The organism is Streptomyces sp. NPDC037054 (genome assembly GCF_055606745.1).
This window is the reverse complement of sequence record NZ_JBVJSJ010000001.1, coordinates 1-24,354: the sequence shown is the minus strand read 5'-3', so window position 1 is coordinate 24,354 and position 24,354 is coordinate 1. Positions and strand designations below refer to the sequence as shown.

22 protein-coding genes are annotated in these 24,354 nt (G+C 71.1%); 9 read left to right on the top strand and 13 right to left on the bottom strand.

Going from position 1 to position 24,354, the window contains the following annotated elements; translation table 11 throughout:
- Positions 1-83 precede the first annotated feature (83 nt).
- Positions 84-1,343: an acetate kinase gene (locus tag ACZ7D7_RS00110; protein ID WP_470821069.1), complete on the bottom strand. Its 1,260-nt coding sequence runs from the start codon at positions 1,341-1,343 to the stop codon at positions 84-86.
- The gene (gene pta / locus ACZ7D7_RS00105; protein ID WP_470821068.1) at positions 1,340-3,430 is read right to left on the bottom strand and encodes a phosphate acetyltransferase; all 2,091 of its coding nucleotides are present in this window, start codon (positions 3,428-3,430) and stop codon (positions 1,340-1,342) included. The genes ACZ7D7_RS00110 and pta overlap by 4 nt, the downstream gene beginning before the upstream one ends.
- A 216-nt stretch (positions 3,431-3,646) precedes the next feature.
- On the opposite strand from pta, the gene ACZ7D7_RS00100 reads away from it, so the two are divergent.
- Positions 3,647-4,672 (top strand): ATP-dependent 6-phosphofructokinase, encoded by a 1,026-nt coding sequence (locus ACZ7D7_RS00100; protein ID WP_470821066.1) that lies wholly within the window; start codon positions 3,647-3,649, stop codon positions 4,670-4,672.
- Between the two features lie 159 nt (positions 4,673-4,831).
- Complete coding sequence (locus ACZ7D7_RS00095; protein ID WP_470821064.1) at positions 4,832-5,536, top strand: hypothetical protein; 705 nt, start codon at positions 4,832-4,834, stop codon at positions 5,534-5,536.
- Positions 5,537-5,551: 15 nt separating this feature from the next.
- Here ACZ7D7_RS00095 and ACZ7D7_RS00090 read toward each other — a convergent pair whose 3' ends face one another.
- The 5 genes from ACZ7D7_RS00090 to ACZ7D7_RS00070 form a co-directional block, all read right to left on the bottom strand.
- Positions 5,552-6,268, bottom strand: coding sequence for an XRE family transcriptional regulator (locus tag ACZ7D7_RS00090; protein WP_470821062.1), 717 nt, complete (start codon positions 6,266-6,268; stop codon positions 5,552-5,554).
- Between the two features lie 178 nt (positions 6,269-6,446).
- Positions 6,447-6,677 (bottom strand): hypothetical protein, encoded by a 231-nt coding sequence (locus tag ACZ7D7_RS00085; protein WP_470821061.1) that lies wholly within the window; start codon positions 6,675-6,677, stop codon positions 6,447-6,449.
- A 186-nt stretch (positions 6,678-6,863) separates the two neighbouring features.
- Positions 6,864-7,406 (bottom strand): S1 RNA-binding domain-containing protein, encoded by a 543-nt coding sequence (locus tag ACZ7D7_RS00080; RefSeq protein ID WP_470821059.1) that lies wholly within the window; start codon positions 7,404-7,406, stop codon positions 6,864-6,866.
- 19 nt (positions 7,407-7,425) lie between these two features.
- Complete coding sequence (locus tag ACZ7D7_RS00075; RefSeq protein WP_470821058.1) at positions 7,426-7,617, bottom strand: hypothetical protein; 192 nt, start codon at positions 7,615-7,617, stop codon at positions 7,426-7,428.
- Between the two features lie 10 nt (positions 7,618-7,627).
- On the bottom strand, positions 7,628-8,401 hold the full coding sequence (locus ACZ7D7_RS00070; RefSeq protein WP_470821056.1) for a helix-turn-helix domain-containing protein: 774 nt from the start codon (positions 8,399-8,401) through the stop codon (positions 7,628-7,630).
- A gap of 355 nt (positions 8,402-8,756) precedes the next feature.
- On the opposite strand from ACZ7D7_RS00070, the gene ACZ7D7_RS00065 reads away from it, so the two are divergent.
- The 4 genes from ACZ7D7_RS00065 to ACZ7D7_RS00050 all read left to right on the top strand — a co-directional run bounded on the left by ACZ7D7_RS00065 (position 8,757) and on the right by ACZ7D7_RS00050 (position 11,973).
- On the top strand, positions 8,757-9,269 hold the full coding sequence (locus tag ACZ7D7_RS00065; protein ID WP_470821054.1) for an ATP-binding protein: 513 nt from the start codon (positions 8,757-8,759) through the stop codon (positions 9,267-9,269).
- A 281-nt stretch (positions 9,270-9,550) separates the two neighbouring features.
- Positions 9,551-10,051, top strand: coding sequence for a hypothetical protein (locus ACZ7D7_RS00060; RefSeq protein ID WP_470821052.1), 501 nt, complete (start codon positions 9,551-9,553; stop codon positions 10,049-10,051).
- Between the two features lie 530 nt (positions 10,052-10,581).
- On the top strand, positions 10,582-11,298 hold the full coding sequence (locus ACZ7D7_RS00055) for a hypothetical protein (protein ID WP_470821051.1): 717 nt from the start codon (positions 10,582-10,584) through the stop codon (positions 11,296-11,298).
- A gap of 102 nt (positions 11,299-11,400) precedes the next feature.
- The gene (locus ACZ7D7_RS00050) at positions 11,401-11,973 is read left to right on the top strand and encodes a hypothetical protein (RefSeq protein ID WP_470821050.1); all 573 of its coding nucleotides are present in this window, start codon (positions 11,401-11,403) and stop codon (positions 11,971-11,973) included.
- Here ACZ7D7_RS00050 and ACZ7D7_RS00045 read toward each other — a convergent pair.
- The gene (locus tag ACZ7D7_RS00045) at positions 11,970-12,674 is read right to left on the bottom strand and encodes a response regulator (protein ID WP_470821046.1); all 705 of its coding nucleotides are present in this window, start codon (positions 12,672-12,674) and stop codon (positions 11,970-11,972) included. The genes ACZ7D7_RS00050 and ACZ7D7_RS00045 overlap by 4 nt on opposite strands.
- On the bottom strand, positions 12,671-14,290 hold the full coding sequence (locus tag ACZ7D7_RS00040; RefSeq protein ID WP_470821042.1) for a sensor histidine kinase: 1,620 nt from the start codon (positions 14,288-14,290) through the stop codon (positions 12,671-12,673). Before ACZ7D7_RS00040 ends, ACZ7D7_RS00045 begins: the two co-directional genes overlap by 4 nt.
- 151 nt (positions 14,291-14,441) lie before the next feature.
- On the opposite strand from ACZ7D7_RS00040, the gene ACZ7D7_RS00035 reads away from it, so the two are divergent.
- Positions 14,442-15,851: a cation:dicarboxylate symporter family transporter gene (locus ACZ7D7_RS00035; RefSeq protein WP_470821041.1), complete on the top strand. Its 1,410-nt coding sequence runs from the start codon at positions 14,442-14,444 to the stop codon at positions 15,849-15,851.
- Positions 15,852-16,091: 240 nt separating this feature from the next.
- On the opposite strand, the gene ACZ7D7_RS00030 is transcribed toward ACZ7D7_RS00035, so the two are convergent.
- Complete coding sequence (locus tag ACZ7D7_RS00030; RefSeq protein ID WP_470821040.1) at positions 16,092-16,601, bottom strand: MarR family winged helix-turn-helix transcriptional regulator; 510 nt, start codon at positions 16,599-16,601, stop codon at positions 16,092-16,094.
- A gap of 100 nt (positions 16,602-16,701) precedes the next feature.
- Here ACZ7D7_RS00030 and ACZ7D7_RS00025 point away from each other — a divergent pair, with 100 nt between their 5' ends.
- Positions 16,702-17,349, top strand: a complete 648-nt coding sequence (locus ACZ7D7_RS00025; protein ID WP_470821038.1) for a maleylpyruvate isomerase family mycothiol-dependent enzyme — start codon at positions 16,702-16,704, stop codon at positions 17,347-17,349.
- A gap of 115 nt (positions 17,350-17,464) precedes the next feature.
- On the top strand, positions 17,465-19,735 hold the full coding sequence (locus tag ACZ7D7_RS00020; protein ID WP_470822389.1) for a HelD family protein: 2,271 nt from the start codon (positions 17,465-17,467) through the stop codon (positions 19,733-19,735).
- Here ACZ7D7_RS00020 and glgB read toward each other — a convergent pair.
- The 3 genes from glgB to ACZ7D7_RS00005 all read right to left on the bottom strand — a co-directional run.
- Positions 19,732-22,134, bottom strand: coding sequence for a 1,4-alpha-glucan branching enzyme (glgB, locus tag ACZ7D7_RS00015; RefSeq protein WP_470821036.1), 2,403 nt, complete (start codon positions 22,132-22,134; stop codon positions 19,732-19,734). The two genes, ACZ7D7_RS00020 and glgB, sit on opposite strands and share 4 nt — an antisense overlap.
- A 22-nt stretch (positions 22,135-22,156) precedes the next feature.
- Positions 22,157-23,560 carry a maltokinase N-terminal cap-like domain-containing protein gene (locus tag ACZ7D7_RS00010; protein ID WP_470821035.1) on the bottom strand — a complete coding sequence of 468 codons (1,404 nt, stop codon included), beginning with the start codon at positions 23,558-23,560 and terminating at the stop codon, positions 22,157-22,159.
- Between the two features lie 128 nt (positions 23,561-23,688).
- Positions 23,689-24,354 (bottom strand): alpha-glucosidase C-terminal domain-containing protein (locus tag ACZ7D7_RS00005; RefSeq protein WP_470821033.1); only part of this gene is annotated, 666 nt, incomplete at its 5' end.

The window sequence follows — 24,354 nt, the reverse complement described above, 5'->3', positions numbered from 1 at the left end:
CGGTTTGTTTCGCTACGGAATATTCCGTCTGGCGGAAAGTACAAATGGGCGGGTTCGCGCTCAGGCGTGTATCCGTGTTTTGGTCACGCGTTCTTTTCGACCAGTGCGTACGTCTGTGTCGCGATCTCCAATTCCTCGTCCGTCGGCACCACTGCCACGGCGACCCGCGCGTAAGCGGGCGAGATCAGCCGCGGCCGGTCCGAGCGGACCGCGTTCAGCTCGCCGTCCACCACGAGGCCCAGCTCCTCCAGGCCCGCCACGGCAGCTTCCCGCACCGGCGCCGCGTTCTCACCGACCCCGGCCGTGAAGACGACGGCGTCCACCCGTCCGAGCACCGCGTAATAGGCGCCGATGTACTTCTTCAACCGGTGAATGTAGATGTCGAACGCCAGCTTCGCCCGCTCGTCGCCCTCGTCGATCCGGCGGCGGATCTCCCGCATGTCGTTGTCGCCGCACAGTCCGACGAGCCCGCTCTTCTTGTTGAGCAGATTGTCGATCTCGTCGGCGGACATTTCACCAACACGCATCAAATGGAAGATGACGGCCGGGTCCATGTCACCGGAGCGCGTACCCATCACGAGCCCCTCCAAGGGCGTCAGGCCCATGGAGGTGTCCACGCACCGCCCGCCGCGCACCGCGGACGCCGACGCGCCGTTGCCGAGGTGCAGCACGATCACGTTCACGTCCTCGGGCGCCCGCCCCAGCAGCTCGGCCGTCGCCCGGGACACGTACGCGTGCGAGGTGCCGTGGAAGCCGTAGCGCCGGATGCGGTGCGCGTCGGCGGTCTCCACGTCGATCGCGTAGCGCGCGGCCGACTCCGGCATCGTCGTGTGGAACGAGGTGTCGAACACGGCGACCTGCGGCAGGTCGGGGCGCAGCGCCCGCGCCGTGCGGATGCCGGTCAGGTTCGCCGGGTTGTGCAGCGGCGCCACCGGGATCAGCCGCTCGATCTCGGCGAGGACGGCGTCGTCGATCACCGTGGGCTCGGTGAACCGCTTCCCGCCGTGCACCACCCGGTGCCCGATCGCGGCCAGTTCGGGGGAGTCGAGGCCGAAGCCGTCCTTGGCCAGCTCGGCGGCGACCGCCTTCAGCGCGGCGTCGTGGTCGGGGATCTCGCCGGACCAGTCGCGGGTCTTCCCGTCCGCGACCGGCGTGTGCTTGAGGTGCGAGGTCTCCTCGCCGATCCGTTCGACGAGGCCGACCGCGAGCCGGCTGCTGTCGCGCATGTCGAGCAGCTGGTACTTCACGGACGAGGAGCCGGAGTTGAGGACGAGGACGCGCGAAGCGGGGGCCGGGCTCCGCTCGTCGGTCGGGGTGGTGGCGGGCGACGGGTGGGAGGTCACTGCGCGGTTGCCTTCTGGGTCGGGATCTGGGCCTGGATCGCCGTGATGGCGACGGTGTTGACGATGTCCTGGACGAGGGCGCCCCGGGACAGGTCGTTGACCGGCTTGCGCAGGCCCTGGAGGACCGGGCCCACGGCGATCGCGCCGGCCGAGCGCTGCACGGCCTTGTAGGTGTTGTTGCCGGTGTTCAGGTCGGGGAAGATCAGCACGCTCGCCTGCCCGGCCACCTCGGACTCGGGCAGCTTCGTCGCGGCGACGGTCGGCTCGACGGCCGCGTCGTACTGGATGGGCCCCTCGACGCTCAGGTCCGGCCGCCGCGCGCGGACCGCCTCCGTCGCCCGGCGCACCTTGTCGACGTCCGCTCCCGAGCCGGAGGTGCCGGTGGAGTACGACAGCATCGCGATGCGCGGCTCGACCCCGAACCGCGCGGCCGTCGCGGCCGACTGGATGGCGATGTCGGCGAGCTGCTCGGCGTCCGGGTCCGGGTTCACGGCGCAGTCGCCGTAGACGAGGACCTTGTCGGACAGGCACATGAAGAAGACCGACGAGACGATCGACGAGTCCGGCGTGGTCTTGATGATCTCGAACGCGGGGCGGATCGTCGCGGCCGTGGAGTGCACCGAGCCCGACACCATGCCGTCGGCGAGGCCCTCCTGCACCATCAGCGTGCCGAAGTAGTTCACGTCCGAGACGACGTCGTACGCCAGCTCCAGCGTCACGCCCCGGTGGGCGCGCAGGGCGGCGTACTTCTCGGCGAAGGAGTCGCGCAGCTCGGAGACGGCCGGGTCGATCAGCTGCGAGTCGCCGAGGTCGATGCCGAGGTCGGCGGCCTTCTTGCGGATCAGGTCGACCGGGCCGAGCAGCGTCAGGTCGCACACGCCCCGGCGCAGCAGCACCTCGGCCGCGTGCAGCACCCGCTCCTCGGTGCCCTCCGGCAGCACGACCCGGCGCTTGTCCGCGCGGGCCTGCTCCAGCAGCTTGTGCTCGAACATCATCGGCGTCACGCGGCCACTGCTCGGCGCCGAGACCCGGTCCAGCAGGCCGCCGGTGTCGACGTACCGCTCGAAGAGGCCGAGCGCGGTCTCCGCCTTGCGCGGGGTCGCGGCGTTCAGCTTGCCCTCCAGGGAGAACAGCTGCTCGGCGGTCGGGAAGCTGTTGCCCGGCACCGAGAGCACCGGCGTGCCCGGGGCGAGCCGCGCCGCCAGCGTGAGGATGTCGTCACCGGGGACCTCGCCCAGGGTGAGCAGCACGCCCGCTATCGGCGGGGTGCCGGCGCTGTGCGCGGCGAGCGTGCCGACGACCAGGTCCGCGCGGTCGCCCGGCGTGACGACCAGACAGCCCGGGGTCAGGGCGCCCAGGAAGTTCGGCAGCATCGCCCCGCCGAACACGAAGCCCAGGGCGTCGCGCGCCAGGCCCGCGTCGTCGCCGAGCAGCACCTTCGCGCCGAGCGTGTGCGCGACCTGCGCGACGGTCGGCGCGGACAGGGCGGGCTCGTCCGGCAGCACGTAACAGGGCACCGGCAGCCGGTCCCTGAGCCGCTCGGCGATCTCGTCCCGGTCCTCGCGGGCCACCCGGTTGGTGACCATCGCGAGGACGTCGCAGCCGAGGGTGTCGTAGGCGCGGAACGCGTTGCGGGTCTCGGCGAGCACCGACTCCGCGGACTGCTTGCGGCCGCCGACCACCGGGATCACGGAGGCGCCGAACTCGTTGGCGAGACGGGCGTTGAGGGACAGCTCGTCCGGGAACTGCGTGTCCGCGTAGTCCGTGCCGAGCACGAGGACGACGTCGTAGTCGCGGGCCACCAGGTGGAACCGGTCGACCAGCGCCGCCACCAGCTCGTCCGTGCCCTGCTCGGCCTGGAGCGCGGACGCCTCGTGGTAGTCCATGCCGTAGACGGTCGCCGGGTCCTGCGACAGCCGGTAGCGGGAGCGCAGCAGCTCGAACAGCCGGTCCGGGCCGTCGTGCACGAGCGGACGGAACACCCCCACCCGGTCGACCCGCCGGGTCAGCAGCTCCATGACCCCCAGCTCGACGACCTGGCGGCCGTCGCCGCGGTCGATTCCGGTCACGTACACGCTGCGCGTCACGTGCGCTCTCCGTTCGTCGCCTCTTCGCCGGCACAGGAAAAATCGCCCACCCGGGGACACACTAAAAATCGCCCACCGGGGTGAGCAGAACCCTCTTGACAATACCTCTGGCCATGGGTAAGGCGCCCGTCAATGCGTTGTCGGCACCGCCCTGTGGGACGTGGAACAATCGGCAGTGGCTCACAGGTATCCACAGCGAGCAGGAGACACAGCACGATGCGTATCGGAGTTCTCACCGCAGGCGGCGACTGCCCCGGCCTGAACGCAGTGATCCGGTCGGTCGTGCACCGAGCGGTGGACAACTACGGCGACGAGGTCATCGGCTTCGAGGACGGCTACGCCGGACTCCTGGACGGCCGCTACCGCCCGCTCGACCTCAACGCGGTCAGCGGCATCCTCGCCCGCGGCGGCACCATCCTCGGCTCCTCCCGCCTGGAGCGCGACCGGCTGCGCGAGGCCTGCGAGAACGGCCCGGACGTCGCCCGCGACTTCGGCATCGACGCGCTGATCCCGATCGGCGGCGAGGGCACCCTGACGGCGGCGCGCATGCTGGCCGACGCGGGCCTGCCGGTCGTCGGCGTGCCGAAGACCATCGACAACGACATCTCCTCCACCGACCGCACCTTCGGCTTCGACACCGCCGTCGGCGTCGCCACCGAGGCGATGGACCGCCTGAAGACGACCGCCGAGTCCCACCAGCGCGTGATGGTCGTCGAGGTCATGGGCCGGCACGCCGGCTGGATCGCCCTGGAGTCCGGCATGGCCGCCGGCGCGCACGGCATCTGCCTGCCCGAGCGGCCCTTCGACCCGGCCGACCTGGTCAAGATGGTCGAGGAGCGCTTCTCCCGCGGCAAGAAGTTCGCGGTGATCTGCGTCGCCGAGGGCGCCCACCCCGCCGAGGGCAGCATGGACTACGGCAAGGGCGAGATCGACCAGTTCGGCCACGAGCGCTTCCAGGGCATCGGCACGGCCCTCGCCCACGAGCTGGAGCGCCGCCTCGGCAAGGAGGCCAAGCCGGTCATCCTCGGCCACGTGCAGCGCGGCGGCACCCCGACGGCGTACGACCGCGTCCTCGCGACCCGCTTCGGCTGGCACGCGGTGGAGGCCGCGCACCGGGGCGAGTTCGGCATGATGACGGCGCTGCGCGGCACGGACATCGTCATGGTCCCGCTGGCGGAGGCCGTGACCGAACTGAAGACGGTCCCGAAGGACCGGATGGACGAGGCGGAGTCGGTGTTCTAGGCCGGGTACGGAGTTGCGGGGGGCGCTCGGCCGGGGTGCCCTCCAAGGGGGAGGGGCTGGGGCATGTTCCGTCGTGCACGCATGCGTCGAGGAGCGGTCGGAGCGGGTCGGCGAAGACTCCGCGCGGCGCTCTCGGCGTCGGTCGTCGCGGTGCTGGCCGTGAGCGGGTGCTCGTCACAGGAGACGGATCCGGGGCCGGGTCCGAGGTCGAGCACCGGCAACAGCGCCTCGCCCGAGGCGCGTTCACTGACCCAGCGGCAACTGGAAGCCGCGCGGCTGGCCGCGGGGGAGGCCGCCGGCTACCAGCTGACCCTGGGCAGCGAGAAGCCCGCGGACATGAGGGCGAGCGGAACCGTCGCCACCCCGAAGGCCTGCCAACCCGCGCTCACCGTGCTCCAGCACGGCTGGGCCGAAGGAGCCGTCGGCTACACGAGGCTGTACCTGGGCGATCCGAAGGACAGCGTGACGGCCCGGGAGGTCGCCCTCACCAGCTACCCCAGCGGCCGGGCGGAAGAGGTCTTCTCCGCCGTGGCGACATCCCTCCGCGAGTGCCGGTCCCTGGACTTCAAGCCGGTGACCGGGGATTCCGTGCACGCGGAACTCTCGCCGGGGAAGCCCTTGGCGCCCGGGGACGAGTCCCTCAGGGCAGTCATGAGCTACGAATGGGACGGCATCGAGCACCACATCGTGTACGGGCTCGTGCGCAGCGGCGACGTCCTCTCCTACGTCAAGGTCCACACGTCCTTCGGGAAGACGCTGCCGAAGCAGCGCAAGGCGGCTCTCATGCCGGTGCTGGACGAGGAGTTGTTCTCCCGGCAGGTGGCCAAGGTGGAAGCGGCTCTGAAGAGGGCATCCACGTCCTGACCCGGGGCGCTCCCGTCAGCTGCGGGCGATCCCCGACGCCTCCCAGAAGCGGGCCACGATCCCGTCCAGGAAGTCCCGGCCCTCGTCGGCCGCCGCCTCGTTGCCGCCGCCCCAGCCGAGGGTGGCTGCCATGCGGCCCTGGTAGTCGTCGTGGAGGCGGCGCAGGGCCGCCTCCAGTACGGCGCGGTCCAGGGGGACCAGGCGGGCGACCGGGCGGACGTACGCCTGCCAGCGTGTTGTCGCCGCGCTGCGCAGGAGTTCCGCGAGGCGTGGCTCGCGGCCCGTCACGGTGACGAAGTCGGGCACCGTGAGGTCGAGGACGTGGGCCAGGGTGGCCGACTGGCGTTCGGTGCCGCGCCACACGCCGGTCTCCTCCATCCGCAGATACACCCGCAGGTCGAGGCCCACGGCGCGGGCCACGTCGTCGGCGGCGAGTCCGCGCGTGACGCGGTGCTCGCGCAACGTCCGCGGCCTGCCGATGAGTTCGCCCGGCGCACACCACAGGACGCCCGCGAGCGCGCCCAGTTCGGTCCCGTTCGGCTCGGCGGACCCGCGTTCCCAGGCGATGACGAGATCCGGCGTGGCGTACGGGATGCCGTACGAGGCGCGCAGGTCGTGGGCGACGTGCTCGGGGCTCATCCCGAGGCCCGCGCGGATACGGCGGGCGGCGGCGGCGTCGAAGGGCGGGGCGGGGGGCTGGCTCTGGAGGGAGAAGGGTTCGTGCACGGGCACAAGGTAGGGGCGTACTGGGCGGTTGACTACTGTCGGTTGGATCACGAACACGGATCGTAGGAACGTACGGAGGGGTGGCCTGCGCGGTGGTGGAAAGGTGGTACGTCAGCCGTATGTCAGCCCTTCACCGGGCCGCCCGGCACCTGGTCCGGGGCGAGCAGCAGCAACCCGGCGGTCCCTACTGCCGTTTCCCGCGGAAGAGGTCACTGGCCAAGGGAGAGTGACCGCCGAACTCGATCCCTTGAATCTCGGTGCGAGTGTCAGCAGCTCGCTGTCGCGCCGCTTGTTCAGCGAGCATTCCCTCTGCCGAATCGGGTGCTGATCGTCTGCGATCGCGCTTGAGCAGTACGAAAGCCAACAGTGCTGCGATGACGCCCAAGCCGCCGAGGAAGGCGATGATCGTACCCATGGCCGCGATCCTAAGTCCCGGTGGCCAGTCTCGGTGGCCCTCAACGGAGAGCCAGTACGAGGGTCAGACACGCCGGGGCGACGCCGGTCCCCGTGGTGGTCTTCGACATGGATTGCCCGGCTGGGAACAGGAGGCGACGCAGGCCGCCAATCCGCTGAACTGGTCGAGGACTTGGTGCTCTAGGTTCTAGATGGCGGCCTCGGCTGCCAGGACGACACGGGACCGTTCCAGGTCGACGGCGACGATCCGCACCGATACTTCCTGGCCCTCGCGGACCCCGTCCACCATGTCCGCGACCGGCTCGGTGCTCGGCACCAGCCCTTCGACACAGTCGGCGATGCGCACGAAGAATCCGATCGACGCGATCTTCGTGACGCGTCCGGTGACGGTCTGACCGACACGCTCCGCGACCCGAGGGAGCAGGTTCTCGTGCTCGACCCACTGACGTAGCGCGATGCCTACCTGGTGATTGCGCCCGTCGTGCCAGACCACCTCGCCCGTGACGAGTTGTCCCACGGTCGGCAGGGCCATGCACCTGGGCATCATGTCGACCCTGGCCAGCCCAACGGCTCCAGGTCGGCCGTCGAGGGAGAGGAAGGCGCCGAAAGGCTGCCTGCCGATGACCTCACCGCTGACCGAGGCGCCGACAGGCAGGGAGCGAACCGTCTCGGGCCAGGCGTCGGCGTCACCAAAGGCGCCTTTTCCGGTAGGCCAGGAGTACTCGCTCATGGGCGGATCCTGACAGTTCCTAGAGGAGGTGATCGGCTTTGCCGGCCTTTATCTCGCGGATGAGGGCGCGGAGGGCTTCGGCGGTGTCGGTGACGTAAGTGTCTTCCTGACCGGCGACGGCGATGTAGGCGTTGCCGCGGGGGTCGGTGCCTATGCGGAAGCAGTTGGCGCCTTCTCCGCAGAACGGTTCTTCCCAGCTGATGCTGTTCACGGTGGATCTCCTAGAGGTCGTTTGCCAGGGCGCGGATGAAGTCGCGTGAGGCGGGTGGTGTGAGTGCGAGAGGCTGTGAGGCGTCCAGTTGTGCGCGGTACTTGGCCAGCTGGACTTCGGTGTCAAGGAATTCCGGGCCGTGGGTGCTGTCGAGTTCCACGGTGTCGAGACGGGGGACGGGCGCACCGGCGTAGACAACGGACTGCCCCGCCCCCGGGAAGCCGCCCGCCTTGAACGGGATGACCCGCAAGGTCACGTTCTCCCGATCGGACATGTCCAACAGGTGCTCCAACTGACGGCGCGCGACTGCGGGGCCGCCGAACTCCATGCGGAGCGCGGCCTCGTGGAGGATCACGTCGAGCGTCGGAGGGCCGGGACGATCGAGCACCTGATGCCGGTCCATCCGGTGGGCGACGCGGGTGTCGATGTCGTCCGAGGGCAGGCGGGGAATCACCGCCTCGAAGACGGCACGGGCGTGGGCCTCTGTCTGGAGCAGTCCTGGTAGGTGCACGGTGACGGCGATGCGCAGCGTTGTGGCGTGCCACTCCAGTTCGGCGATGTCCAGGAAGGCGTCCCGGAGCTGCCCCCTGTACGCCTCCCACCAGCCCTTCTCGCGATCGGCGGCCATGGCGGCGAGGGCCTCGACGAGGGTGTGATCCTGGCAGCCGTAGTTTCCCGCGAGGGTACGGACGCGTTCCGCGCTGATGCCGGAACGGCCGGACTCCATGTTGGGCACGTTCGTACGGGGCACGCCGAGGAGAGCGGCGGCTTGCTCCGTGGTCATCCCAGCCGCGACGCGCAACTTGCGCAACTCCGCGCCGAGTCGTCGCTGACGCTGCGTCGGAGTGCTCCTCGGCGGCATTCGTCCTCCCGTTCCGCGGTGTGACGGGGACAGTTTGCCGCTGGTGCGAGTGTTCGGTCCAACGAGGACCTCACGTGAGAGTAGTACACGTACTCCTCTCATGCTCTACAGTCGGTAATGCGCTGCTTGCAATGCGAAGTCGCTGGAAGCGCATCGCGCGAGCCTGCCCGCGTACCCCGTCCCCGGGGGCGGTGGGCCGTGCCGGGGAGACAGGCCACCAGTGACCAACGCGTCGGCAGTAGTGCCGAGAGTCCGTCACCAGTAGGGGAGTTGAAGCATGTCCGCATCGCTCGTCGGAGCCGTGTCCGCCTGTCCTGTATTCGCCGATGGAGCCCCGGCGGATTCCGTCCCGCCCTCGCCCGACGCGCTGACGTACAGCCTCACGCTGCCCGCCGAGCCGACGAGTTCACGCATCGCGCGGGTCGCGTCGCGGGCCGTGCTCCAGGCGCACGGGTTGGGGGACATGGCGGACGCCGTGGTGCAGGTGGTGGGCGAATTCGCCGCTTGTGCCTGCCGGTTCACGCCCGGGGGTGAGATGTACGTGTCGCTGCGCTACCGGGAGGGCGCCCTGCGGATCGTCCTCTACGACGGGCACCGCCGACACGAGAACCGGCGCATGGTCGAGGCATGCGACGCGCGAAGGCGGGCGGCGCTGCGGGTGGTGGGCTGCGTGGTGCGGGAGTGTGGTGGGGAGTGGGGGTTCGGGGAGGCTCGGGAGCCCGGGGGTGGTACGCGGATGTGGGCGGTACTGCCGTGGCCGAGGGCTCTGGGATATCTGAGCGGAAGGTGAGTGGCGAGGCGTTGTCCGGGGTTCTTCCGCCGGCATCCGGCGATCGCTCTGGATCATGTCTACAACGGTTGGTCCTGTTCCGCCTTCGGCAACCTCTTCGGCCTCCGGGGGCGGTCCTTCCAGCTCGCTTGCGACGCAGAGCGGCTTTCCGAAAGACGCTCCACGCGCTGCGAAACGGGCCTTCGGGTGGGAAGAGGGGGGATGCGCACAGCCCGTCGTGGATCAGCCGGGCGGACGGGAAGAGGCCGACAGAGGCCGACTGGTGGGATACAACGGCTCGTATGACGGTCTTCCACTGCGCGAAGTGCGGCGCCGAACTCACCCCGGACCTGCAAGAGCTTCCGGGCGTCCCGGACGTCTCCGTGCACGACAAGGACCGTCACGGCACGACACGGCTCGCGCCATCGACAGTCCCCCGTGGCAGCTATGCCATTGATCCCGAACCTTGGGGCGCCCCCTTCACAATTCCGGATGCCCCGACCGCGGAAGTGCAGGGCAGCCGCGCGCTTCTCATGCCACCTGGCATGACCGGCATGGTGCCTGCCGGACCCAGGAACTCCGTGGTCGTGCATCCGCAGGACGTGCCGAGTCTGCAGCTGGCCACCCCGCTGGGCATTCACCACGGATGTTGCGGGCCGCTTGGAACCGGAGGCCGCAACATGGCGTGCAGGTGCGGGGCACGTCTGGCCACTCTCGCCGCGGACTGCATGGGCCCGCACGAGCTGCACCTCGATCCGCTTCGGACGTATGCCTTCATGCCTGAAAGCCCAGCGTGCTCATGATGCGTCCGGCGTCTGCAGGCCAGGGGTTCACCCTTGCTGAGATGAACGGATTCGGTGGAGACCGCTCGTGGAGCAGCATCTCCACCACACGGGCACCGCTACTCGATCACCCAGACGATGACGGCTCTCTCATGATCGTCGCAGGCAGTCTCTCGTCGGACATGACCAGCAGGTATGGGACAGTTCGAGCCGCTGTCGCCCAGGGCCGAGCGTCGGGCTCGACCCCCGGATCACCGACGCGACCGGCATTCAACTCGCCGCCACTCACCGGCGGTAATCGCCATGACGTCACCCAGCAGATCCCGTTGTTCCAGACCCTCTGGGAGATTCACGACGCCTTCCTCGGCATCGCTTGCGGCATTGTTTGCGTGCGACGGTTGAAGAAGCTCCGGCCCCGTTAACATCCAGCTTCTGCTTACCGACGTTCGGCGATGCTCGTCCATCGACACCTCTTGGTACGACATGACCAACTGCCACCGGAACCGAGTGCTGGCGCCGACAAGTCCGCTCACGTGATCAATGGAGGGCCGATGCCTGGTGAACGATCTGGGCCCGACGTGTCCTCGGTCGGGTTCAACTCAGCTTGGTGCGCTACTGACCTGGGTGAATTCCGCCCCTGCCACTACACCTACGAGTACTACCCCTACGAGAGCCTGCCACCTCTCGACTCCACCGAGTTCACGGGTACCTTTCAGTGGCTAGGTGGTACCGGCGAAACTGTTCCCGCACAGGTCACGGCGCTCAATCGCTTGACAGAGAACCTGGCAGCCAAGGGCTTGACGCTGCCTCGGGACTTCGTCACCTTCCAGGCAGACTCGAAGCTGCACCACTCGCTGGACGAGATCTCGGTGACCTGCTGCTGGACCGATATCTCAGAGCCACTGCCCAGTCCGGTCGAGCCCGGTGCCTGCCTCGTGCGATTCCTGCGGGATCAACAGGACTGCGTCATCTGGTACCTCTACCTCCGTCCTTCGGGTGAGACGTTCGTGGTGCACTCCCCTCTCGACTACGAGTACGAGTACGAGGCACGGCGCGACGGCGAGGAGACGGAGACCGATCTCAACGATCCGGAGGAGCAAAGGGCCGCGATCTTCTGGTGCGCACCGTCGTTCGAGGAGTTCGCCCGTCGGTTCTGGATCGAGAACCGTCTCTGGCATGCCCTGAACGGAGATGACCTGGCAGGACTCGAGCCTCAGGTGCGTGACTACTTGGGCCACTACACACCGCCGCCTGGGTTGCCCGCGTGACCGCGCAGAGGCATCGGTTGGGTGGTGACCTGGTGGCGGACCGGGACTGGCACGGACAGCTACGGTGGGCCGGTGCGCCGGGCACCAGGGGAGGGACATCGCATGCCGGAACAGGACGTCACCGTAGGGCAGTTGTTGCTGGCCGAGTATCAGAGCGTCAAGGACGAGCAGAAGGCCCGTATCGGGTTCCGGGACAATCTGCTGTACGTGACGCTCGCCGTCGTGGCCGCCGTCATCGCCGCCGCGGCGCAGGCCAAGCAGCCCGCGATGCTGCTCGCGCTGCCTCCGGTGTGCCTCGTGCTCGGGTGGACCTACCTCGTCAACGACGAGAAGATCACCGCCATTGGGCATTACGTCCGGGACCAGCTCGGGCCCCGGCTCGCCCGACTGGCCTCGGCCGGCGACGACTTCGCCACCTTCGGCTGGGAGGCCTACCACCGCAGTGACGCCCGGCGCCGCTCGCGCAAGAGGATCCAGGCCGTGATCGACCTGACCGCGTTCTGCGGGGTGCCGCTCGCCGCGCTGGTCGTGTTCTGGGCCGGGGGTGAAGGGGGCGCCCTTCTTGTGGTGCTCTCCGTGCTGGAGGCGCTCGCCGTCGCCGGGCTCGGTGTGCAGGTGCTGGTGTACGCGCGGGCGCCGAGGGGTACAGCAGCGACCCCGCCCGCCGGCGACTAGCGCCCCCGCACCCACCGATACACCAACTCCGGCCTCCCCACCTGCCCGTACAGCGGGCGGCGTTCCGCGCGGTCCGCGTCCACCAGGTGTTCCAGGTAGCGGCGGGCCGTGATGCGGGAGATGCCGACCGACTTCGCCAGGGCCGCCGCCGTCAGGCCCTCCGTGGCGTCGCGCAGGCCGTTCGCCACCCGTTCCAGCGTCGGTGCGCTCAGGCCCTTCGGGAGGGCCGCCGGGCCGGGGGCGCGCAGGGCCGCCAGGGCTCGGTCCACCTCCTCCTGGCCGCTGGCCTCGCCGACCGCCGCGTGGAACTCGGCGTAGCGGACGAGGCGGTCCCGCAGCGTGGCGAAGGTGAACGGCTTCAGGACGTACTGGACCACGCCCAGGGAGACCCCCTCCCGGACCACCGCCAGGTCCCGCGCCGACGTCACCGCTATCACGTCTGCGTGGTGCCCGGCCGCCCGCAGGGAACGCGCCAGTTGCAGGCCGTGCACGTCCGGCAGGTGCAGGTCGAGGAGGAGCAGGTCGACCGGCGTGCGCTCCAGGGCGCGCCGCGCCTCCGCCCCGCTGTGGGCCTTGCCCACGGCCACGAAGCCCGGCACCCGGCCCACGTACATCACGTGCGCGTCGGCCGCGACCGGGTCGTCCTCCACGACCAGGACCCGGATGGGACGGTCGGGCGCCACGCCGGCTTCCCCCGTCATACGCCCACACCTCCCCGTCGGGCCGGCTCCCGCAGGGGCAGGCGGGCCTCGAATGCCGCGCCGCCGTCCTCCGCCTCCGTCACCGCGAGGGTGCCCCCGTGGCGGTGGACCGCCTGGCGGACCAGGGCCAGGCCCAGGCCGCGCCCGCCGGGACCCGACGGTTTCGTCGAGAACCCGCGCCGGAAGACGTCCCGCAGATGGGCCGGGTCCACGCCGGCGCCGGAGTCGGACACCCGCAGGACCAGCTCCCCGCCCCGTGTGTACGCCGTCACCGTCACCCGCGCCCGCGCGCTGCCCTGCGCCGCGTCCACCGCGTTGTCGATCAGGTTGCCGAGGATGGTCACCAGGTCGCGGGGCGGCAGGGCCGGCGGGAGCAGGCCGTCGTCCAGGCGGCTGTCCTCGGACACCTCCAGCTCCACGCCCCGCTCGTTGGCCTGCGCCGTCTTGCCCAGCAGCAGCGCCGCGAGGACCGGCTCGCTCACCGCCGCCACCACCTGGTCCGTGAGCGCCTGCGCCAGTTCCAGTTCCGCCGTCGCGAAGTCCACGGCCTCCTCCGCCCGGCCGAGCTCGATCAGCGAGACCACGGTGTGCAGCCGGTTCGCCGCCTCGTGGGCCTGCGAGCGCAGCGCCTGCGTGAAGCCGCGTTCGGAGTCCAACTCGCCCATCAGCGACTGGAGTTCCGTCACGTCGCGCAGGGTGACGACAGTGCCGCGGCGTTCGCCGCCCGACACCGGGGAGGTGTTCACCACCAGCACCCGGTCCGCCGTCAGGTGCACCTCGTCCACCCGCGGCCGCGACGCCAGCAGCGCGCCCGTCAGCGGCGCGGGCAGCCCCAGCTCCGTCACCGATCTGCCCACCACCTCGCCGGTCACCCCCAGCAGCTCGCGTCCACCGTCGTTGATCAGCGCCACACGGTACTGCCCGTCCAGCATCAGCAGCCCCTCGCGCACCGCGTGCAGGGCCGCCTGGTGGTAGTCGTGCATCCGGCTCAGCTCGGCGGCGTTCATGCCGTGCGTGTGGCGGCGCAGCCGGGCGTTGATGACGTACGTGCCGACGGCGCCGAGCGCCAGCGCGCCCGCCGCGACCCCGACCAGCGCCGTGAGCTGGCCCCGTACCCGCTCACTGATCGCGTCGACCCGGATGCCCGCGCTGACCAGCCCGACGATCCGGCCGTCGTCCCGGACCGGGGTGACCGCCCGCACGGACGGGCCGAGGGTGCCCGTGTACGTCTCCGTGAACGTCTCGCCGGCCAGCGCCCGCGCCGTGTGGCCCCGGAAGCGCTGCCCGATCTGCTCCGGGTCGGGGTGGGTCCAGCGGATGCCCCGCGTGTTCATGATCGTGACGAAGTCGACCTCGGCGTCCCGCACCACGAGCTGGGCGTACGGCTGGAGCGCCGCCGACGGGTCGGGCGTACGGATCGCCTCCCGGACCGACGGCGAGTCCGCGACCGTACGCGCCACCGCCGTGGCCTGCCGGCCGGCCGCCTCCTCGGCCTGGCTGCGGTCACCGGCGTACGTGAACAGCGCGTACCCGGCGACGACGACCGCGATCAGCACGGCCTGCATCGCGAAGAGCTGGCCGGCCAGGGAGCGGGGCCGGGGGACGGGGATGCGCATGCCGTCAGTCTGCCTCCACGTCCGACGGTGAACTAAATGAACGGAAGGGTGACCGCACTCACAGCCCGCGACATAGTCACGGCATTCCCCGAATCCCCCGGACGTGAGCCGCACGCCGGTGATGCCGACGACGTCGTCAAGGAGGGCCGCCGTGAGCAGCGCAGCCGATACGGCACCAGCCGCACCCCCCGCCAAGCGGGACCGCACCCACTATCTGTACATCGCGGTGATCGTCGCGGTCGCCCTCGGTATCGCCGTGGGGCTGGTCGCGCCCGACTTCGCGGTGGAGCTGAAGCCGATCGGAACCGGCTTCGTGAACCTGATCAAGATGATGATCTCGCCGATCATCTTCTGCACCATCGTGCTGGGCATCGGCTCCGTGCGGAAGGCCGCCAAGGTCGGCGCCGTCGGCGGTATCGCCCTGGTGTACTTCCTGGCGATGTCGCTGGTGGCGCTGGGCATCGGCCTGGTCGTCGGCAACATCCTGGAGCCGGGCAGCAGCCTCGCGATCACCGACGCCGTCAAGGAGACCGGCCACGCGCAGGTCGACGCCGAGGCCAAGAGCACCACGGACTTCCTGCTCGGGATCATCCCGACGACGATCGTGTCCGCGTTCACCGCGGGCGAGGTCCTGCAGACCCTGCTGGTCGCCCTGCTGTGCGGCTTCGCGCTCCAGGCCATGGGCAGGGCCGGGCAGCCGATCCTGCGCGGCGTCGAGCACATCCAGCGGCTCGTGTTCCGCGTCCTCGCCATGATCATGTGGGCGGCCCCGGTCGGCGCGTTCGGCGCCATGGCCGCCGTGACCGGCTCGGCCGGCCTCGACGCGCTCAAGAGCCTCGCCGTCCTGATGCTCGGCTTCTACGTCACCTGCGTGCTGTTCGTCTTCCTCGTGCTCGGCGTGCTGCTGCGCGTCGTCTCCGAGCTGAACATCCTCACGCTGTTCAAGTACCTGGGCCGCGAGTTCCTGCTGATCCTGTCCACGTCGTCGTCGGAGTCCGCGCTGCCGCGGCTCATCGCGAAGATGGAGCACCTGGGCGTCAGCAAGCCGGTCGTCGGCATCACCGTCCCGACCGGCTACTCGTTCAACCTCGACGGCACCATGATCTACATGACCATGGCCTCGCTGTTCATCGCCGACGCCATGGGTACGCCGATGTCGGTGGGCGAGCAGATCCCGCTGCTGCTGTTCCTGCTGGTCGCATCGAAGGGCGCGGCCGGTGTCACCGGCGCCGGCCTCGCGACCCTCGCGGGCGGTCTCCAGTCGCACAAGCCGGCCCTGGTGGACGGCATCGGCCTCATCGTCGGCATCGACCGCTTCATGAGCGAGGCCCGCGCCCTGACGAACTTCGCGGGCAACGCGGTCGCGACGGTCCTGATCGGCACGTGGACCAAGGAGATCGACAAGGAGCGCGTGGCGGAGGTCCTGGCGGGCCGCGCCCCGTTCGACGAGCAGACCCTCCTCGACGACGGCCACGGCCACGGCGGGGATGCCGACGGTCACGAGGGGCCGGGGGCCGACCTCCCGGAGCAGGGCGGCGAAAAGGAACTCACCAAGGCGTAGCCCGCCGAGGCCCACTGCTCGGACCCGGTGCCGATCCGCGCCTGAACCGCGGATCGGCACCGGCTCCGGCCCAGGCCCCGTACCGCCCGAACTCCCCCCTCGCGGCCGGTACGGGGCCCACGCCGCCAAGCCGTCCCGGCCACCGCCGCGGCCCTCGGCTACCGCCGCGGACTTGACGGCGGTGTCGGGCTTCCAGGGTGCGGTCGCCGGCTGCCGCGGCTCACCGCTCGGCTCCGCCGCTCAGCGGCCCTGTCCCCGCCGTTCGCCGGCCGGCCCCCGCCGTTCCCCCGGCCCTCCGCCGCTCACCCCCGGCCCCCACGGGTCCGTGATCTCCCGCAGCAGGGTCAGCGCCTCCCGCAGGTGCCTCATGCGGCGCTTGCCGAGGTGGGTCTCCCACTCGCGTTCCACCTCGGCGACCACCGCGTCCGCGACCTGCTTGGCCGCCCATGCCCGCTCCGCGCCGCACACCAGTCGGGCCCGGCCGTCGGTCGGGTCCGGGATCCGTTTGACGTAGCCCGCCTTTTCCAGCTGGTCCACCAGGAAGCCCGCCGTCTGCTTGGTCACCTGGGCCTGCTCGGCAAGCTCCGTCAGGCGCGTGCCGTTCGGGCCGATGCGCTGCATGACCCGGGCCTGCGCGGGCGTGAAGTCGTCGAAGCCGGCCTCGGCGAGCGCGGCGAAGACCCGGTTCTCCAGCGCCCGGTACGGGATGAACAGGAGTACGCCCGTGGTCAGCTCGCTCTCCGCCGACATCGCCGACGCCTCCTTGCCGTTGGTCGGTCATCGCTTGACATTGGTCAAAGCCTCTGACTAATTTGGTCAGAGAAGCTTACCACTTGAGTGGGTGATTCCCATGGGCGTCGTGCTGGGGACGGACGAGCGCTGGAGCGTCGTCGACCGGGAGCGGGCGAGCCTCGCCGACCTCCTGGACGGGCTGGGCCCCGCCGAGTGGGAGACGCCGACCCGCTGCGGCGACTGGCGGGTGCGGGACGTCGCGGCGCATCTGACGATCGCCGCGCGCTTCACGTACCGGCAGGTGCTGACGGAGTTCGTGCGCGCCCGGGGGGACCTCGACCGGATGATCCACGACTCGGCGGTCCGCGAGGCGCGGCTGCCCGTGGACGAGATCGTCGCCAACCTCCGCTCGATCACCGGCTCCCGCCGCCTCGCCCCCAGCACCACGCCCCGCGAGCCGCTGCTCGACATCCTCGTCCACGGCCAGGACATCGCCCTCGCGCTCGGCCGCACCCGCGCGATGCCGCCGGACGCGGCCCGTGACGCCGCCGACCGGGTGTGGACCATGCGTTTCCCGCCCAATCCGTGGCCCCTGCCGCACGCCCGGCTCGTCGCCACCGACATTGCGTGGACGCGTGGCGAGGGCGACGAGATCCGGGCCCCGATCCAGGCCCTGCTCCTGCTGCTCACCGGCCGCCCGGAGGCGGCACGCGACTGGCTGGAGCGGGCCGGCGCCGAAGCCCACGGCATGCCGCCGCTGCCCTGAGCCGAAACAGAGAAATCCCCCGGCGCAATTGCGTCCGGGGGATTTCTTTGCGTATATTCAATGGTTCGCGACTTCCCATAGGAGAAGTCGCGAATAAGTTCAGTGAGCACAGTATATCCGGGCGGGAGCGGAATTGTCAAACACCGAATTTCCGGACGATGAATTGCGGCACGAGCAGGAATTCATCGACGGACTCTACGCGCGCGTGGACGCGCTGCGCGGCGACACCGAGACCTCCGTCACGGACGCCCTCGCGCAGGGCAACACCCCCATGCAGGCCAGGCTGGAGCGCGACATCCTCGTCGCCGAGCGCTCCGGGCTGCTCGCCGCGCTGAACGCGGTGGACGGCTCCCTGTGCTTCGGCCGTGTCGACTTCACCTCCGGGACCACCCACCACATCGGCCGGATCGGACTGCGCGCCGACGACGCCGAGCGCACGCCCGTCCTCATCGACTGGCGCGCCGACGTCGCCCGCCCCTTCTACCTGGCCACCGGACACACCCCGATGGGCCTCAGGCGCCGGCGGCACATCTCCACCGACGGGCGCCGGGTCACCGACCTGCACGACGAGATCCTCGACCTCGGCGACGACACCCGCACCGGGCACGAGGACCCCACCGGCGACGCCGTGCTGCTCGCCGCCCTCAACTCCGCCCGCACCGGCCGCATGGGCGACATCGTGCGCACCATCCAGGCCGACCAGGACCGCATCATCCGCGCACCGCACCGCGGCGTGCTCGTCGTCGAGGGCGGCCCCGGCACCGGCAAGACCGCCGTCGCCCTGCACCGCGCCGCCTACCTGCTGTACGAGCACCGCGAGTTGCTCGCCAAACGCGCCGTGCTGATCGTCGGTCCGAACCCCGCGTTCCTCGGCTACATCGGCGAGGTCCTGCCCTCCCTCGGCGAGACCGGCGTCCTGCTCGCGACCGTCGGCGAACTGTTCCCCGGCGTGAAGGCGACCGCGACGGACCCGCCCGAGGCCGCCGCCGTGAAGGGCCGCGCCGACATGGCCGACGTCCTCGCCGAGGTCGTCCGGAGCCGGCAGGCGCTGCCCGACCCGGTCATCACCGTCGAGCACGAACGCGAGATCCTCATGCTCGACGACGGGCTCGTGAGCGTCGCCCGCGAACGCACCCGCGCTGCCGAACTGCCGCACAACGCGGCCCGTGAGTACTTCGAGGGGCACATCCTCAACACGCTCACCGACCTGTACGCCGAGCGCATCGGCACCGACCCGTTCGACGGCTCCAGCCTGCTGGACCCGAGCGACATCACGCAGATCCGCGACGACCTCGCCGAGAACCCCGAAGTCTGGTCCGCCGTCGAGCGGTTGTGGCCCCGGCTGACGCCGCAGCACCTCGTCGCCGACTTCCTCGCCGCGCCCGAGGAGTTCCTCGACGCCGCGGACGCCGACGCCGTACGCCGCCCGGTGACCCGGCAGTGGACCGTCGCGGACGTGCCGCTGCTGGACGAGGCCGCCGAACTCCTCGGCGAGGACGACCGCCTGGCCCGGGAACGCGCCGAGCGCGAGCGCCGCACACAGATCGCCTACGCGCAGGGCGTCCTCGACGTCTCCTACGCCTCGCGCACCTACGAGTTCGAGGACAAGGACGACGAGGAGTCGGAGGTGCTGTCCGCGCACGACATCATCGACGCCGAGCGGTTCGCCGAACGGCACGAGGAGGACGACCGGCGCAGCGCCGCCGAGCGCGCCGCGGCCGACCGCACCTGGGCGTTCGGGCACATCATCGTGGACGAGGCGCAGGAGCTGTCCCCGATGGCGTGGCGGCTGCTGATGCGGCGCAGCCCGACCCGTTCCATGACGCTCGTCGGCGACCCGGCGCAGACCGCCGAGGCGGCCGGCGTCGGCTCGTGGGACAAGATCCTCCAGCCGTACGTCGAGGACCGCTGGGAGCACACCCGCCTCGCCGTCAACTACCGCACGCCCGCCGAGATCATGGACCTCGCGGCGGCGGTCGTCCGCGCCGAGCACCCCAACTTCGAACCGCCCGGCTCGGTGCGCTCCACCGGCGTACGGCCCTGGATCCGCGCCACCGACGACCTGCCCGGCGCCGTCGCCGGGGCCGCCGCCGAACTCACCCCGGACGAGGGGCGCCTCGCCGTCATCGCCCCGCGCGACCTGCACCGCCGCCTGGCCGCACGGCTCGACGGCGTGACGGCCGGCGCCGAGCCCGACCTGACGCACTCGGTCGTGCTGCTGGACCCGCGCCAGGCCAAGGGCCTGGAGTTCGACTCGGTCCTGGTCGTCGAGCCCGGCCGCTACGGCACCAGCGACCTGTACGTGGCCCTGACCCGCGCCACCCAGCGGCTCGGCGTGCTCCACACCGGCCAACTCCCGCCCGCACTCGCCGAGTTCGCGGACTAGGCCGGGCGCAGCCAGAGGGTCGACAGGGGTGGCAGGGTCAGGCGGATGCTCGCCGGGCGGCCGTGCCACCCCTGCGGCTCGGGCTTGACCGGGTCCGGGTTGGTGACGCCGCTGCCGCCGTACCGTTCCGCGTCGGTGGTGAGGACCTCGTGCCAGGCCGGGACGTCGTCGGGGACGCCGATCCGGTAGTCGGGCCGGACCACCGGCGCGAAGTGGGACACCACCAGCAGCGGCGCGCCCTCGGCGTCGTACCGCAGGAACGCGAGGACGTTGTCGTCGGCCGCGTCCCCGACGACCCACTCGAAGCCGGCCGGGAGGGTGTCGTACTGCCACAGCGCCGGGGTGTGCCGGTACACGGCGTTGAGGTCGCGGACCAGGTCCCGTACGCCCCGGTGGTCGGCCTCCGCCGCGTAGTTCGGGTCGAGCAGCCACCAGTCCGGGCCGTGCGCCTCCGACCACTCGGTGCCCTGCGCGAACTCCTGGCCCATGAAGAGGAGTTGCTTGCCCGGATGGGACCACATGAAGGCGAGGTAGGCCCGCAGGTTGGCGCGCTGCTGCCACCAGTCGCCCGGCATCTTCGACACCAGCGACCGCTTGCCGTGCACCACCTCGTCGTGGGAGATCGGCAGCACGTAGTTCTCGCTGTACGCGTACACCATCGAGAACGTCATCTCGTGGTGGTGGTACGTGCGGTGCACGGGCTCCTTCGACATGTACTCCAGGGAGTCGTGCATCCAGCCCATGTTCCACTTCAGCCCGAAGCCCAGGCCCCCGAAGCCGCTCGGGCCCTCGTGGTGCGTGGCCCGCGTGACCCCGTCCCAGGCCGTCGACTCCTCCGCGACGGTCACCACGCCCGGCACCCGCCGGTACAGCGTCGCGTTCATCTCCTGGAGGAACGCCACCGCGTCCAGGTTCTCCCGGCCGCCGCGCTCGTTCGGCGTCCACTGGCCCGGCTCGCGCGAGTAGTCGAGGTACAGCATCGAGGCGACCGCGTCCACGCGCAGCCCGTCGATGTGGAACTCCTCGCACCAGTAAAGGGCGTTGGCCACCAGGAAGTTGCGCACCTCGCGCCGGCCGAAGTCGAACTCCAGCGTGCCCCAGTCCGGGTGGGCGGCCCGCAGCGGGTCGGAGTGCTCGTACAGCGGACGCCCGTCGAACTCGGCCAGCGCCCACTCGTCGCGCGGGAAGTGCGCGGGCACCCAGTCCATCAGCACCCCGATGCCCGCCCGGTGCAGCGCGTCCACGAGGTACCGGAAGTCGTCGGGCGTGCCGAGCCGGGCCGTCGGCGCGTAGAAGCCGGTGACCTGGTAGCCCCAGGAGCCGCCGAAGGGGTGCTCGGCGACCGGCATCAGCTCCACGTGCGTGAAGCCCAGGTCCTTCACGTACGCCGGGAGCTGATCGGCGAGCTGACGGTACGTCAGGCCCGGTCGCCAGGACGCCAGATGCAGCTCGTACACCGACATCGGCGCCTCGTGCGCGGGCGTGTCCGCGCGGCGCGCGAGCCACTCGGCGTCGCTCCACTCGTACGCGGACGACGTCACGATCGACGCCGTGGCGGGCGGCTCCTCCGTGCGGCGGGCCATCGGGTCGGCGCGCAGCGTGTGCGAGCCGTCGGGCCGGGTGATGTCGAACTTGTACAGCTCGCCCTCGCCGACCCCGGGCACGAACAACTCCCACACGCCGGTGCCGCCCAGCGAACGCATCGGGAAGCCGGTGCCGTCCCAGAAGTTGAACGTGCCGGCCACCCGGACGCCCTGCGCGTTCGGCGCCCACACGGAGAAGCGGGTGCCGGCCACGCCCTGGTGCGTCATGGGGTGCGCGCCGAGCACCGTCCACAGCTCCTCGTGGCGGCCCTCGCCGATCAGGTGCAGGTCGAGCTCGCCGAGCGTGGGCAGGAAGCGGTAGGCGTCCTCGGTCTCGTGGACCGTCCCGTCGTACGTCACCAGCAGCCGGTACGCGGGCACGTCCCGCAGCGGGAGCAGCCCCGAGAAGAAGCCGTCGCCGTCGTCGCGCAGGTCGGCCCGCAGGTCCCCGGCGACGACGGTCACGGCGCGCGCGTACGGCCGGAAGGCCCGCACGGCGACGCCGCCACCGGGCAGCGGGTGGGCGCCGAGCACGGCGTGCGGGGCGTGGTGCGTGCCCGCGAGCAGCCGGTCGCGGTCGGCGGCGTTCACGGCGGGGGAGAGGGCGGCGTCCGCCTGTGGCGCGGGGGCCGGCGCGACGGCGGTCCGTTCCACCGCCGTCCGCTCGGCGGCCGGCTTGTCGACGGCCGTCTTCTTCGGTGCCGCCTTCTTCGAGGTCGTGGCCTTGGCCGCCTTCTTCCCGGCGGCCTTCTTCGCGGCCTTGCTCGCGGCCGTCTTCTTCGGTTCCGAACCGCTGGACGGGGGTCGGGGGGTCACGGGCGGAGCCTCCTCGGCGAAGTCACGTCAGTTCAGTGCCGTCGGGCGCGGCCAGCCGGCGTATCGCGGACAGCGGCACCGGCAGCCAGTCGGGGCGGTGCCGGGCCTCGTAGACGACCTCGTAGACCGCCTTGTCCGTCTCGTACGCCCGCAGCAGCACGGGGTCGGTGCGCGGGTCGCGGCCCGCGACGTCCGCGTACCCGGTGCAGTACGCGGCCCGGCAGGCGCGGGCCCAGTCGGGCGCGGGCGGGTCGGCCGACCGCGCGGCGTAGTCGAAGGACCGGAGCATCCCCGCGATGTCCCGCTCCGTCGGCTGCGGCATGCGCCGCTCGGCCAGCGGCTTCGCCGGCTCGCCCTCGAAGTCGATCAGCCACCAGTGGCCCGACGGCGAGCGCAGGCACTGCCCGAGGTGCAGGTCGCCGTGGATGCGCTGCGCGGTCCAGGTGCGGCCCTCGGCGGCCAGGTCGCCCAGCGCCTCGTACGCCGCGTGCAGGCCCGCCGAGTAGGGGCGCAGCGTCGGCACCGCCTGCACGGCGTCCTCCAGGCGCTCCACCATGCCGTCGACCAGGGCCTCTATCTGGCTGTGCCCCAGGGTGGCGGTCGGCAGGGCGGCGGCGAGTGCCGTGTGCACCTCGGCCGTCGCCCGCCCCAGCTCCCGGGCGCCGGCCGTGAAGTCCTCGCCCTTGGCCACCTGGCGCAGCGCCAGCTCCCAGCCGTCGGCCGCGCCGCGCACGAACGGCTGGAGGACGCCGAGGACGTACGGCTCGTCGCCGAGGTCCGCGACCATCCACGCCGCCGGGGCGGGCACCCGGGGGCTGCCGCGCCGGGCTAGCGCCAGGGGCAGTTCCAGGTCGGGGTTGATGCCGGGCACGATCCGCCGCAGCAGTTTCAGGATGAACGTGTCGCCGTAGACGACCGAGGAGTTCGACTGCTCGGCGGTCACCACGCGCGGCACCAGGCCGGGCGGTATCCCGGTGTCCGTGTCCCGCTCGAAGCGAAGCCCGCCGATCCGTGCCCGGGTGCGCAGGGCCTCCAGGAGCAGTTCGGCGGGCCGGGTGTCGTGGAGGGCGTCGTAGACCGTGCGTCCGGCCAGCGGTCCCTCGGCGACGTGTCCGATGAGCGCGGGCGCCAGCCGGGGCGGCAGCGCCTCGCGCACGCCTATGAGCAGCTGGTAGCAGTCGCCCGGGAGGCCGGGCGCGCCGTGCGCCGGTACGAGCGGCTGGTGGGCGCGGACCAGCAGGTGGTACAGGCCGAGCCGGGATCCGACCGGCAGCAGTTCGGTCGCCGAGACCAGCGTGAACCCGGTGACCGGGCGGCCCTTGCCCGCGAACCAGCGCTGCCGCGGAAGCCATTCCCGCAGCAGGGGGTCCAGTGACGCGAGAAGGCCGGGCGGGGTGGTGACGGAACGTGTGACGGCTTCCGACATGGCGTCGCGTCCTTTCCCCGGGAGGTCGGGGTGTTACTAGTGCGTGCCCCGGGCGGGGCGGGAGAAACGCTTCGCCGCGCCCGGGGGCTCAGATCGCGTCGTGCGCGTTGCGCGGGGCGCCGGGCTGTCTACGCGGGCTCGGCGCGCAGCCGGAACCAGTAGAAGCCGTGGCCACCGAGCGTGAGCAGGTACGGCAGGTCACCGACCGCTGGAAAGCGCACTCCGCCGAACAGCTCCACGGGGTGCCGCCCGTGGAACTCGCTCAGGTCCAGTTCCGTGGGCTGCGCGAACCGGGAGAAGTTGTGGACGCACAGCACGAGGTCGTCCTCGTATTCGCGCAGGAAGGCGAGGACGGCGGGGTTGGAGGAGGGCAGTTCCGTGTAGGAGCCGAGGCCGAAGGCGGGGTTCTGCTTGCGGATCTCGATCATGCGCCGGGTCCAGTGCAGCAGGGACGACGGCGACGACATCGAGGCCTCGACGTTGGTGACCTGGTAGCCGTAGACCGGATCCATGATCGTCGGCAGGAACAGCCGGCCCGGGTCGCTGGACGAGAAGCCGGCGTTGCGGTCGGGGGTCCACTGCATGGGGGTGCGGACGGCGTCGCGGTCGCCGAGCCAGATGTTGTCGCCCATGCCGATCTCGTCGCCGTAGTAGAGGATCGGCGAGCCGGGCAGGGACAGCAGGAGAGCCGTGAACAGCTCGATCTGGTTGCGGTCGTTGTCGAGGAGGGGGGCGAGGCGCCTGCGGATGCCGATGTTGGCGCGCATGCGGGGGTCCTTGGCGTACTCGGCCCA

What these genes read in the sequence shown, in the direction of transcription:
- ACZ7D7_RS00100 (WP_470821066.1), top strand. Translation starts at nt 3,647, where the DNA reads ATGCGTATCGGAGTTCTCACCGCAGGCGGCGACTGCCCCGGCCTGAAC.
- ACZ7D7_RS00085 (WP_470821061.1), bottom strand. Translation starts at nt 6,677, where the DNA reads ATGGGTACGATCATCGCCTTCCTCGGCGGCTTGGGCGTCATCGCAGCA.
- ACZ7D7_RS00080 (WP_470821059.1), bottom strand. Translation starts at nt 7,406, where the DNA reads ATGAGCGAGTACTCCTGGCCTACCGGAAAAGGCGCCTTTGGTGACGCC.
- ACZ7D7_RS00070 (WP_470821056.1), bottom strand. Translation starts at nt 8,401, where the DNA reads ATGACCACGGAGCAAGCCGCCGCTCTCCTCGGCGTGCCCCGTACGAAC.
- ACZ7D7_RS00065 (WP_470821054.1), top strand. Translation starts at nt 8,757, where the DNA reads ATGTCCGCATCGCTCGTCGGAGCCGTGTCCGCCTGTCCTGTATTCGCC.
- ACZ7D7_RS00060 (WP_470821052.1), top strand. Translation starts at nt 9,551, where the DNA reads ATGACGGTCTTCCACTGCGCGAAGTGCGGCGCCGAACTCACCCCGGAC.
- ACZ7D7_RS00055 (WP_470821051.1), top strand. Translation starts at nt 10,582, where the DNA reads ATGCCTGGTGAACGATCTGGGCCCGACGTGTCCTCGGTCGGGTTCAAC.
- ACZ7D7_RS00050 (WP_470821050.1), top strand. Translation starts at nt 11,401, where the DNA reads ATGCCGGAACAGGACGTCACCGTAGGGCAGTTGTTGCTGGCCGAGTAT.
- ACZ7D7_RS00045 (WP_470821046.1), bottom strand. Translation starts at nt 12,674, where the DNA reads ATGACGGGGGAAGCCGGCGTGGCGCCCGACCGTCCCATCCGGGTCCTG.
- ACZ7D7_RS00040 (WP_470821042.1), bottom strand. Translation starts at nt 14,290, where the DNA reads ATGCGCATCCCCGTCCCCCGGCCCCGCTCCCTGGCCGGCCAGCTCTTC.
- ACZ7D7_RS00030 (WP_470821040.1), bottom strand. Translation starts at nt 16,601, where the DNA reads ATGTCGGCGGAGAGCGAGCTGACCACGGGCGTACTCCTGTTCATCCCG.
- ACZ7D7_RS00025 (WP_470821038.1), top strand. Translation starts at nt 16,702, where the DNA reads ATGGGCGTCGTGCTGGGGACGGACGAGCGCTGGAGCGTCGTCGACCGG.
- ACZ7D7_RS00010 (WP_470821035.1), bottom strand. Translation starts at nt 23,560, where the DNA reads ATGTCGGAAGCCGTCACACGTTCCGTCACCACCCCGCCCGGCCTTCTC.